This window comes from Paenibacillus popilliae ATCC 14706, from assembly GCF_000315235.1.
Classification (GTDB): domain Bacteria; phylum Bacillota; class Bacilli; order Paenibacillales; family Paenibacillaceae; genus Paenibacillus_B; species Paenibacillus_B popilliae.
On the sequence record NZ_BALG01000107.1, the window covers coordinates 1 to 10,250 of the forward strand.

The 10,250-nt window shown below is 50.3% G+C and carries 12 protein-coding genes and 3 pseudogenes; 5 read left to right on the top strand and 10 right to left on the bottom strand.

The window, feature by feature from the left end:
• Nucleotides 1-90: 90 nt before the first annotated feature.
• The 4 genes and pseudogenes from PPOP_RS09140 to PPOP_RS09155 all read right to left on the bottom strand — a co-directional run.
• Nucleotides 91-852 (bottom strand): annotated as a pseudogene (locus tag PPOP_RS09140) (FAD-dependent oxidoreductase); the annotation flags it as partial.
• Nucleotides 853-1,069: 217 nt separating this feature from the next.
• A complete protein-coding gene (locus PPOP_RS09145) occupies nt 1,070-1,582 on the bottom strand; it encodes a family 43 glycosylhydrolase (protein WP_006285983.1) in 513 nt (170 codons plus the stop codon).
• 246 nt (nt 1,583-1,828) lie between these two features.
• Entirely contained in the window at nt 1,829-2,137 is a 309-nt protein-coding gene (locus PPOP_RS09150; RefSeq protein WP_006285984.1) for a type 2 periplasmic-binding domain-containing protein, read from the bottom strand.
• A 14-nt stretch (nt 2,138-2,151) separates the two neighbouring features.
• Nucleotides 2,152-3,117: an ArsR/SmtB family transcription factor gene (locus tag PPOP_RS09155; protein ID WP_006285985.1), complete on the bottom strand. Its 966-nt coding sequence runs from the start codon at nt 3,115-3,117 to the stop codon at nt 2,152-2,154.
• A gap of 280 nt (nt 3,118-3,397) precedes the next feature.
• On the opposite strand from PPOP_RS09155, the gene sleB reads away from it, so the two are divergent.
• Nucleotides 3,398-4,033 (top strand): spore cortex-lytic enzyme, encoded by a 636-nt coding sequence (sleB, locus tag PPOP_RS09160; protein ID WP_006285986.1) that lies wholly within the window; start codon nt 3,398-3,400, stop codon nt 4,031-4,033.
• A 205-nt stretch (nt 4,034-4,238) separates the two neighbouring features.
• Entirely contained in the window at nt 4,239-4,577 is a 339-nt protein-coding gene (locus PPOP_RS09165) for a L,D-transpeptidase (protein WP_006285987.1), read from the top strand.
• A gap of 238 nt (nt 4,578-4,815) precedes the next feature.
• On the opposite strand, the gene PPOP_RS09170 is transcribed toward PPOP_RS09165, so the two are convergent.
• Complete coding sequence (locus tag PPOP_RS09170) at nt 4,816-5,064, bottom strand: hypothetical protein (RefSeq protein WP_006285988.1); 249 nt, start codon at nt 5,062-5,064, stop codon at nt 4,816-4,818.
• A 212-nt stretch (nt 5,065-5,276) separates the two neighbouring features.
• On the opposite strand from PPOP_RS09170, the gene PPOP_RS09175 reads away from it, so the two are divergent.
• Nucleotides 5,277-5,489, top strand: coding sequence for a DUF2905 domain-containing protein (locus PPOP_RS09175; RefSeq protein WP_006285989.1), 213 nt, complete (start codon nt 5,277-5,279; stop codon nt 5,487-5,489).
• Between the two features lie 24 nt (nt 5,490-5,513).
• Here the strand turns inward: PPOP_RS09175 and PPOP_RS09180 are convergent, their stop codons facing one another.
• Together PPOP_RS09180 and PPOP_RS09185 are read right to left on the bottom strand one after the other, a co-directional pair.
• Complete coding sequence (locus tag PPOP_RS09180; RefSeq protein WP_006285990.1) at nt 5,514-6,323, bottom strand: GAF domain-containing protein; 810 nt, start codon at nt 6,321-6,323, stop codon at nt 5,514-5,516.
• A 176-nt stretch (nt 6,324-6,499) separates the two neighbouring features.
• Nucleotides 6,500-7,120 (bottom strand): YitT family protein, encoded by a 621-nt coding sequence (locus tag PPOP_RS09185; RefSeq protein WP_042228126.1) that lies wholly within the window; start codon nt 7,118-7,120, stop codon nt 6,500-6,502.
• Between the two features lie 539 nt (nt 7,121-7,659).
• Between PPOP_RS09185 and hmpA the strand changes: the two genes are divergently transcribed.
• On the top strand, nt 7,660-8,880 hold the full coding sequence (hmpA, locus tag PPOP_RS09190) for an NO-inducible flavohemoprotein (RefSeq protein ID WP_042228129.1): 1,221 nt from the start codon (nt 7,660-7,662) through the stop codon (nt 8,878-8,880).
• A gap of 129 nt (nt 8,881-9,009) precedes the next feature.
• Nucleotides 9,010-9,147: pseudogene (locus PPOP_RS25855) on the top strand (IS3 family transposase); the annotation flags it as partial.
• Between the two features lie 170 nt (nt 9,148-9,317).
• On the opposite strand, the pseudogene PPOP_RS09195 reads toward PPOP_RS25855, so the two are convergent.
• The 3 genes and pseudogenes from PPOP_RS09195 to PPOP_RS24080 form a co-directional block, all read right to left on the bottom strand.
• Nucleotides 9,318-9,524, bottom strand: a pseudogene (locus PPOP_RS09195) (manganese catalase family protein); the annotation flags it as partial.
• 52 nt (nt 9,525-9,576) lie between these two features.
• Nucleotides 9,577-9,819, bottom strand: a complete 243-nt coding sequence (locus PPOP_RS09200) for a helix-turn-helix domain-containing protein (RefSeq protein WP_042228132.1) — start codon at nt 9,817-9,819, stop codon at nt 9,577-9,579.
• 237 nt (nt 9,820-10,056) lie between these two features.
• Nucleotides 10,057-10,250 (bottom strand): hypothetical protein (locus tag PPOP_RS24080; RefSeq protein ID WP_006285995.1); only part of this gene is annotated, 194 nt, incomplete at its 5' end.

Here is a 10,250-nt window from a genome sequence, read left to right on the forward strand (position 1 = left end):
TGCATTAATTATAAACGAAAAAAGGTACGGCTCCTCAATTTTCTTGAGGAGCCGTACCTTTTTTCATGAGAAGGACTTTTTCAGTGGCCTCGCTGTAACCACGACGGATTTTGCCGCAATCGTTTTTTCTCCATGCTGACTAAAGAGAACTTTCACTCCATTCACTTTTCCGTCTTGTGTTGTAATTTCTTCGACATTGGCATTGACAAAAATCGGAATACCCTGTTCTTGTACATTGTTCAATAAGCCGGTCACAAGATACTGGCCAACGGCGGAGCCGTTTTCCGGACGATGGGTGCGTTTCTCGCTCATACCACCCGTAATTGTAATATTGTTCAATGTGATGCCGATGGAATCCAGCCAATCGATGGCATCAGCTGAATGGTCGACGAAAAAGCGAAGCAACTCCTTATTGTTGGTGTTATGTCCACCTTTTAATGTCTCTTCGTAAAAGAAATCATTACTATCCGAAATGCCCTGCTCCTTTTGGAATTTCGTTTCCGATGCGTTCATACCCGAAGACGATTTGCTTGTATTGCCACCTGCAACCGGCATTTTCTCGAGAATAACCGGATTCATGCCCGCTGCTTTGGCTTCTAGCGCGGCACTCATACCCGCCCCGCCCGCGCCAACGATCACGATGTCATAGCTGTCTTTGAGCTCCTCAAGCGGAGTGTAATTCGCCATGGATGCACTCGAGGTAGCATCTTTATTTCCTTTTTCCTTTTCTTCTTGTGCCGTGTTGTTCTTGCCCGCATCCGTCTCCGGTTTCGTGCTTCTGTTCCCGCACCCTGACATAATAAGCAGGATGGAGAATACGAGAATCAGGACTATTTTCGTATTTTTTGGCATAATGTAACCTCCAATTTTGAATCCCTTGGATGAATTTCATTCATTCTCCGGACGTCCATCTGCTATGGTTAAGTCTCCGGGGCTGCTCTGGATTTGCTTGCGGTTCATCACATATAGCATGTCAATTTCCACTTGAAATATGCTTCGAGAAATCCAAAAAGCCCCGGAGCATTTCCGAGGCTTGCGCTTGACTTGGCTATGCCCTAGGCCAACAAAATTAGGCCGCGTTCAGAATCGTTACCACGTCTCCATACGAGGAGGTTAAGTCTTTTGTGAGACGAATCGCCTTTATTTTGCCTTCATAGAGTTGGGTCCACTCGTGGCAAAAGATGATCCAGCACTGCCCCTCCCCGTCCTCGTAATAGGTTCCGTCCAAGCATTCCCAATCGCGGGGCGTCACGGGGCCGTCGCTATGCGCCCGGTACGGTCCGGCAGGATGATCGGCCACAAGTATGCCGGGCCCCCGGTGTTCGCCGATGCCGCCCTTGCACGTGGCGAACATATAATATTTTCCGTCCACCTCGAACACTTCAGGAGCCCAATAATGACGCACTCCCCAAAACCCTTTTGGCGGTTGAAACGCACGATAAGGGCCTGTCCAATGCCGCAAATCGCTTCTTTCATAGACTTCAAACACAGGATCAATATCCCCGCATCCATCGGCGAACGTCGTGCCGAACAGATAATACTTCCCCTCCGTCTTATAATGAAAGACAAATGGATCGCGCACATGAATGTGATCCGTCGTTACCGTTTTTATCGCTCGAAATCCCTTTTACATCGTATCGATCAACTCCTTCCCCTTTATTGCTCGACAATTTCTTGATTCCACAAGTCATGGATTTGCCGGATTTCGTTCAAGTCGCACTTGGGCTTCCGGTCGTAGGTCAATAACCCGTTGATCTCCTGCTCCACGTCCGTCAGTTGCGTATAGCAGAATCCATGGTATGAACTTTTCTCATGCCAAAGTAAGATTCTACGCGATCGAGCACATCGTCGCCCTGCAAGTCAATTCATCGGTAATATCGAAGTAATTGCCAGATTTGAACTTGGTATAATGGTCCTTCTCCTGCATCTCTTTAATGAAATATTTATCTTGGGAGCTGTTGAAGCCGTCCGTAATTTTTTTCATGTAACCTCCGTCCCCGCCCGTAAATCCGTTTAGGAACGTAATGGTCGTCTTGCCGTTCTCGGAAGAATACTCACCGACATTGCCGGGCCCTCCGCAGCCAGCCGTGATGACCGCTAGAATGAGAAGCGCGCTCAACCATTTTATTTTTTTCATCTAAAACCACCCCTTCATTTAGACTCATTCTCGTAGTAAATTCTCATCTGTAAATCGGTTTCATAGTTTCCGAATTTTTTGCCGAACAAATTGATTCCGCCGTGATTTTCAGCGTCGGACTTGACGCCGATACGGACTGTAATATAAGGCGTGTCGTCCGCTTCCATATCCTTGATCTGCACCACGGAAATTTTTCTTCCGTCGATGAACGACCCGTCCCCGTTCGTGCTCCACGTTTTAAGCAGTCCGTACTGCGTATTTTCGCTGCCCCACCAATACGGAGTAAGCAGTCCGCGTTCTCCGCCGAAATCGCCGGGACTTGTCCAGGTTCCCAACTCCTTTCCGTTAATCCATAAAGTTATATCTGAAGGCCAATCCAGATTATGGAGCGGCGCTTCCGAACAAACCTCCATTGTCAATTCCAAACGCAAAATCTTCGCGCCTCGCGGGGCACGATTCGGAAAGCGGTATTCCAAATATCCTTTCTTAAACCAGATCAGTTGCGCGTCGATACGTTCCGGTTCAAAAAACGACCGCGGCTCGTCCATCTCGCCGATAATCGATTTTTCGCTTAACATGCCGCAGGTCGGCTGCACATTGGAATCTACGTAATGGCCAATCGGTAACGCAACGATGGCGCAGGACTCGGATGGTGCCGGGTTAAAGTACGCAAAATCGACAACAATCCGGCTGAAGACGGCGGCGCAGACTTTTTGGGTTCCTCTCGTTCCCGGAACCATTTCCGTCTTGATCAATCCCGCATCCTCCAATTTTTTGATGTTTACGGCGGCTGTCGATGCAGGAATATTGAATTTCTCGGATATTTCCCCGACGTTCATCGGCCTCGCGAGCAAGCTTTTAAACATTTCGATTCTCAATTCGGTCGAAAGGGCTTTCGCAATGTGGATAAAATCATCAATATTTGTTGTTAATATTCGATTTAATTTCGAGTGATCGGTAAAGTCGACTTCAATACTCATTTATTCAGACCTCAATTCTTACTGTATTTAGATTTTTTCCGTTGACGAGCAATCATTTTATCTTGAATTGGAATGACACACCCGGATACTTATTTATTACAATAAATATTGTTTAAAAGACATTTCATCATATCCGATTACAACTTATTTTGCAATATAAAATGTTGCATCTATCCGTTCAATTGCGTTGCTGCTTGGAAGTTTGAAGTTTTATTTCCATTATCCTGGCATTGAGCCTTCCCTCCCCGGTTTATATAATGCAGGGGAAGGGAGGAAGAACATGAAGAAACTTATGTTGCCTTTTCTGGCGGTTATCCTTTGTCTGTCATCCTTCATTCCGGCGGCATCGGCCGCTCCTGCACTCCAGCAAGGAAGTTACAGCGGGGATGTGTGGGATTTGCAATTTCGTCTACACATACTGGATTACTACCGTCAGCCTTTGGACGGGATATTCGGTGCTCATACAGTGCAGGCCGTGCGTCGTTTTCAACAGGATTACGGCTTGAAGGTCGACGGCATCGCCGGCTCGAATACGTGGCAAGCGTTGAAGCGGGTGTCGGTCAATGCCGACGAATTGAAGATGTTGGCTCATACGATCTACAGCGAAGCCCGCGGTGAGCCGTACACCGGACAAGTCGCGGTGGCGGCCGTCGTGTTGAACCGTCTGCAATCGCCGCTATTTCCGAATACGGTAGCGGGCGTCATCTTCCAGCCGCAAGCGTTCACGGCCGTGGATGACGGCCAATACGGGCTGGAGCCGGACAGTACGGCCTATGCAGCCGCTTGGGAAGCGGTGCGGGGATGGGATCCGACGAACGGGGCGCTTTATTATTTCAATCCGGCCACCGCAACGTCCACGTGGATCTGGTCGCGCCAGCAGACCGGCAAAATCGGCAATCATATTTTTGCAATCTAACCGCAAGGCAGGGGGACCTCTTCAGGGTTCCCTGTTGCCATATCACGGTAGGAGATCGGCCAACGTACATATAACCCCCTATCACGAAGGAATAGCAACAGGCGTACGGCGATGGCCCGCCTTATTTTTCCTCTGCCCACTTTGCCCGTCGGCATGCTCATGCTGCCGGCTGAACGCATACAGTAGAACAAGGGAGGGAATATCGTTGCCGTCCTACCGTATCATTGTCGATTTGTCGGATCTCATGCTGTACTTGCTGGACGGAAACCGAGTCGTACGCGGCTACCCCGTCGGAATCGGCAAGATGGTCACTAAAACGCCGACGGGAGAATTTACGATTATTAACAAGCAGTATCATCCTGGCGGCCCGTACGGCGCCTTATGGATGGGCCTGTCCAAGCCACATTATGGCATACACGGAACAAACGATCCGTCTTCCATCGGCAGAGAAGTGTCTCACGGGTGCATCCGGATGCATAATGCCGATGTCCTTCAGTTGTCTTCCTATGTTGCCGTCAATACCCGCGTCACGATACGGCCGTGACCCCGGGTCCCCCCACCCGAACGGCAGAGCCGAAAGAGCCGAAGGGACGATCTTCGGCTGGAACAAGAAGCTGAGAATCCATTTCGTTCTACAACTACGAACATTTCCAGAAGTAACCAAACGACCGTTTCCCGGTAGAATACCGGGAAACGGTCGCAGCTTTAGCGTGTCTTTTTATTCATGTCTACTTGACAGGGGGACGACCAGTAACCCGGCGGCTCTCTATTGAACAGCACAGTTATAACAGGTAGGGTTCTGTCAGACCGTACTCTTCTTCCATATGCTGTATCCATTCCTCTAGCTCGCTTAATTGCTCATAAACGCGCACGGTAATGGATGAACCGTTCGCCGTGTCCCGATAGAGGACGACAGGGCCGCCCTGGGTAATTCGCGCTCGAGCCCGATTGTAAATGGCATCAATATGCTCCCAATCGCCCTGCTGATAAGCGCCACCAATTTGGTTGAGATTGATCGTGAATTGATCCATGCTCTATCCCCTCCTTATGATGGGTATGCCCTTCCTTCTTAGTATACCCAAAGTTCCCCGATTTGTAACGGTCTGGATCCATATTTTATTAGAATTTTATAAATCGGTTCCTGCGCGGCATGCGCATAGGTCCCGGAAGAAGGTATACTATAGAATAGAACAGGCCGACCCCGCTTGCTGCGGACGTCTGCCGCAAGAAAGGAGTATACGCTATGCCTTCCATGCCGAAGCTGCTGATCGGGGCAGGGATTGTCCTTATCGTCGTCGGATTATTATGGGCCGTGTTGGGCCGCTGGATTCCGTTCGGCCGCCTGCCGGGTGACATCGTTGTCAAAAACCGCGGATCGACTTTTTATTTTCCTATCGTCACCTGTATTATTATTAGTATTATCGGGTCGCTGCTGCTGGCGCTATTTCGGAAATAAACAGAAAAATAACTGCGGCGGCACTTACATGACTCCGTAGGTCCCGAAGCTGGTGCTCCCGTGATCGGTCTGTGACCATCTCCGGTAGGCGGCGATATACTCCGCAATGATTCCGGTCGAAAGCGAGGCATAGATTTCTCCGATGGCCCGGCTGGAGTCATGAAACCGCTCCAGCCCGTCGATAGTGAGCACCCCGTAGGTGCCAAGCGGCAGGCACATCAATGCCTGGTACGGACTCCTGGAGTCCGTATTCCGCTCCCAATCCTCATCCTTCGTCACATCCGCGCTCTGCACGATCGCCTGCTTCCGGTAGGATCTCCCGGCTACCGAGCGGTCGACATGCAGCTGGCGCTCGCCGACATAATGCTTCGGGAAGCCCGCCGAGGCGAAGCGCAGCGTCAGTATCTGGTCCGCATGCAGCCAGATGCCGCAGCGATGATGCCCCCCTGCCTTCAGCTTCATGTCAACAGCCAGTAGATCCAGCAGCCGCTGCAGCAGGAAGGACGCCTCGGTCAGGACGGCATACGGATCTGCGATTGCCCGGATGTCGTTTAGCGCATCCATGAACGGCTTCACGTCGCGCAGCGCCGATAGCATCTGCAGGGCCGTATGCTCGTGCATAATCTGGGCGCTCCGCAGTTCTTCCATCCTCAGTTGAATATTTTGCATCCGATCGTCACGGCGCATGACGTCGGCGATCATATCGCTGAGCTTCTTATTGATGTAGAGCGTCTTCACGAAATAAAAAATCATGCCTGCGGCAATAACGACCGCGAATACTTGATACGCCCACGGAGGCAGCTTATCGAGCATTGACTTCATTAACCCTTCCATCCGTCGTCCTCCTTCCATTATGCTTTGACACAAGCCTATGCCAACAATTGGGCGAACATGCATTCCTCCCCCGATTTGGTGCAAAAAAAGACTCGTCCGGTCCCTCCCCTGTGGGAAGAGATCGGACGGGCCTTCGCTCATGTTGTGTATTAACCGTGCTGATGGTGAACGGCCGTCTACGAACGTACCGGTACAGCACGCCGCGGCACGCCTGCCTGTATGGTCAAAGTAATGACCTTGCCCGCAATGCTTACCGCGAGAATGGTATACAGCGTATCCCACAGCGGCAAATAGAACAAGGAGACCAGCAGCACCACAATGTCGATCATCATAAACACCGTGCCGACGCTCAGCTTCGTCAAGCGGCTGATGAGCAAGGCTACGATATCGTCGCCGCCCGTCGCGCCTCCGTGGCGGAGTACGATTCCCGCAGCGAAGCCGGTTAGCACTCCGGATATGACCGCCGCCAGCACCATGTTGCTGCCGAAATTCATTACCCACGGCGAGTAGCGTTCACAGAGCTCATAAGTAAGGGAGAATACTCCCGTCGCCATCGCGGTATTCATAATAAACCTTTGCCCCTGGAAGAACCAGGCGGCGATGAATACCGGGATATCGAGCATCAGGACGGTCAATGCGGGTGACCAGTCGAACGTATATTTTCCGATCAGCGCGAGACCAACAAATCCGCCTTCAGCCAGGTGATTCTGAAAATTAATGTGATAATAGCTGAAAGCCAACAGCATTGAGCCTAACAACATCCATACAATATGACGTAATTGTTCGTTTTTCCTCATCTTGGTTCCCTCTCGTCGTTCGTAGATTCGTCCTTCGACCGACGGCGGGAAGCCAGATAGAGGAGCAGGTCCTTCGCATCATCTCACGCTTCCTTCGCAGTCAGTCTACATTGGAGTGACGTTTCTCTGCGAGAGGAAGCTAGATGTAAGAAAGATCATAACGTTTCCAGACTGTCCTTTGGGGAAGCATCCTTCGGGGACACATTGGTATCCTGATCCTTTCCTTGTTTTATTTGGTATTTTAGACCAATACCAGGTTGCAACATGTTGCTATAACTGTATTATATCATAATGTATATTCCGGTCCTACCGGACCTATTCTCCGAATATCGCCTCCGTTCGGTATTCATCGCACTGTCCCCGTATCTCGAGGCTTCGCTCTATGTTTGAACGGTTTCCTCCCGGTTTATCTCGAAAATGCTTCGTCGTTCACGAATATCTCACGTTTGATGTGCGCTAGATCACACAGTGATCTATATCACTTCGTTAGACTGGGATCATTCCGTTGCAAAATCCCAATTATGAAAGGATGAGTAATGATGCTGAAGCCGCGCACCATCGAGATTGTGAAGGCGACCGTACCCGTTCTGGAAGCGCATGGCCAACAGATTACGAAGCGATTCTATGAATTGATGTTCTCGAACCATCCGGAGCTGCTCAATATTTTCAATCACGCGAACCAGCGGCAGGGCCGCCAGTCGCAAGCGCTCGCCCGGGCCATTTACGCCGCGGCAGCAAATATCGACCGCCTGGAGGACATCATGCCGGTCGTGAAGCAGATCGCCCACAAGCACCGTGCCCTCCATATTCAGCCGGAGCACTACCCGATCGTAGGAAAGAATCTGCTGCTGGCCATCAAAGATGTACTTGGCGATGCAGCAACCGATGACATTTTGGAAGCCTGGGTGAAAGCGTACTTCGTCATTGCCGATATGTTCATCCAGGTCGAGCGCGATATGTACCAGGCCGCGGCGGAGGCGGAAGGCGGCTGGGAAGGCTTCCGCAGCTTCCGTGTCATTCGCAAGGTGCGAGAATCGGATGTCGTTACGTCGTTCTATCTTCACCCGGAAGACGGCGGCGCTATCTCCGCCTTCCATCCGGGTCAGTATATTACGGTGCGGGTGAAACCGGAGGGATCGGCGAACACGCATCTGCGCCATTACAGCTTGTCCCAGGATTCAGGGCGGGATACATATCGCATCAGCGTCAAGCGCGAGAGCGGCGATGCCCATTCCCCTGCCGGTATTGTCTCCTGTTATCTACATGACGTCGTGCAGGAAGGCGATCGGCTGGAGGTGACGGCACCTGCCGGAGACTTCACGCTGAAGGAAGGGAGCGATGCCCCTATCGTTCTGCTGAGCGGCGGCGTCGGCTTGACGCCGATAATGAGCATGCTGCAAGCACTTGCGAAGCAAGAGCCTGACCGGGATATTTATTTCATTCATTCAGCGCGAAACCACCGTATGCATGCATTTCGCGACGAGGTTCGCGCCTTGACGGAAGCGAATGGCCGCATCCGCAGCTTCGTCTTCTACGATCGTCCCGAGGAAGGCGACGCTTGTGACCGCCAAGGTTTCATTGACGAGGCATGGCTTGCAGCCACGCTGCCGGCCGATGTCTGGCAGCAGGCGGATGCGTACTTCTGCGGGCCGGTTCCGTTCATGAAGGCCGTCTATCGGGCTTTGACCAGACTTGGGGTTGCGACCGATCGAATTCATTACGAGTTCTTCGGGCCGGCTGGAGCCTTGGAGGAAGCTTAGCTTACCTGCACATGCGGGAACGGTATGCTCTAATGAATCAGGAAGAGGGGCACCCAGCCCCCCCAGAAGATTTTCACGTTCGCAAATGACGCTATTAATGGCCTGCACCGCATCTTTGGATCTCTTGATTTACCGTTTGGCGGAAAAACATTATATTTATCGAGCATTTTAGACTTGTACAACGGAGGGATTGTGGCTTACAGTATAGCAGACAAACAAGATACGTCGTGTGTTCTCGATACGCTGAATCAACTTCCGGCTCGACCGGGTATGATGCCTACATTACCTGCGATCACTCCATTCGCATTCAAACGAAACGAAATAACCAGTCGCCGATTGATTTTCGACGACTGGCCACTTGAACTTGCAAGGTGTGTTGAGCTCTGTCTCACAAACGGGGGGCAGTCCCTTGGCGACACCGGCTTCACCTTGACATATTAAAATATTTTTCTCGCAATCCGCTGTTCCTTCAAAATCTCCACCGCTTCCCGGAACCGGAGCGAGTGGATGACTTCCCGTTCCCGCAAAAATTTGAGACCATCCTGCAAATCGACATCATCCGTCATATCGATCAGCCATTGATACGTCGCGCGCGCCTTCTCCTCAGCGGCGATATCCTCGTACAAGTCGGCTATCGGATCGCCAATTGTATATTAAGGAACAATTCGCTCGGGCGTCCTTTTTGATGAATGCTGACTAAATACCCCTGCTTCCTAATTGTATGTAATTTGGAGATATGTCATAACATTCACATAAAAGCACTAGGACGCTGATGTAAACATTGCTACAGTCTTCTTCGACCTTTTCAATGGTGCGTCTATGTAAACCGGTAGCTGCTGCAACCTCATCAATAGTTAATCGACAGTTTTCCCTAATGTCTTTGAAATTTAGCTTATTGATAGAGTGCATTTGGTAAAACTTATTCATCATTTCTTTCATGAGCATCCCCCCTAAGACTTATTACCCAATTTTTACCTAAGACTAATTTACTATATTGTGGATGGTTGATCAATACAAATTTAAAATGTAATATATGTAATTTATTTCATTTTAATGCTTGGGATATCAATTTATTTCCAAGTTTACAGACATAAAAAACCCTCAGGCGCGTGTCTCCGCGGGTTTTGCATAGCACAAATTATTAATTTTGATCTGTACATAAATAGAGCCTCAGGACTACTCCCGAGGCTTTTTGTCTTGCTCTTCATTTTCAGACGGACTTTCCAGCCCTTCGCGTTCGATTTTTTCGTCGATGGCCTCTTGGATAAAGGCGGCTCGGCTTTTACCGCTGCTTTTTGCTGCTGCATCCACTCTGACGCGTTCCCCCTTCTTAGCCCAGTAATTTATCTGTTCATAATTCGCAGCGTTGT

Excerpts from the sequence above, each read along its gene's own strand:
- PPOP_RS09150 (WP_006285984.1), bottom strand. The coding sequence starts at position 2,137 with ATGAAAAAAATAAAATGGTTGAGCGCGCTTCTCATTCTAGCGGTCATC.
- PPOP_RS09155 (WP_006285985.1), bottom strand. The coding sequence starts at position 3,117 with ATGAGTATTGAAGTCGACTTTACCGATCACTCGAAATTAAATCGAATA.
- sleB (WP_006285986.1), top strand. The coding sequence starts at position 3,398 with ATGAAGAAACTTATGTTGCCTTTTCTGGCGGTTATCCTTTGTCTGTCA.
- PPOP_RS09170 (WP_006285988.1), bottom strand. The coding sequence starts at position 5,064 with ATGGATCAATTCACGATCAATCTCAACCAAATTGGTGGCGCTTATCAG.
- PPOP_RS09175 (WP_006285989.1), top strand. The coding sequence starts at position 5,277 with ATGCCTTCCATGCCGAAGCTGCTGATCGGGGCAGGGATTGTCCTTATC.
- PPOP_RS09180 (WP_006285990.1), bottom strand. The coding sequence starts at position 6,323 with ATGGAAGGGTTAATGAAGTCAATGCTCGATAAGCTGCCTCCGTGGGCG.
- PPOP_RS09185 (WP_042228126.1), bottom strand. The coding sequence starts at position 7,120 with ATGAGGAAAAACGAACAATTACGTCATATTGTATGGATGTTGTTAGGC.
- hmpA (WP_042228129.1), top strand. The coding sequence starts at position 7,660 with ATGCTGAAGCCGCGCACCATCGAGATTGTGAAGGCGACCGTACCCGTT.
- PPOP_RS09200 (WP_042228132.1), bottom strand. The coding sequence starts at position 9,819 with ATGAAAGAAATGATGAATAAGTTTTACCAAATGCACTCTATCAATAAG.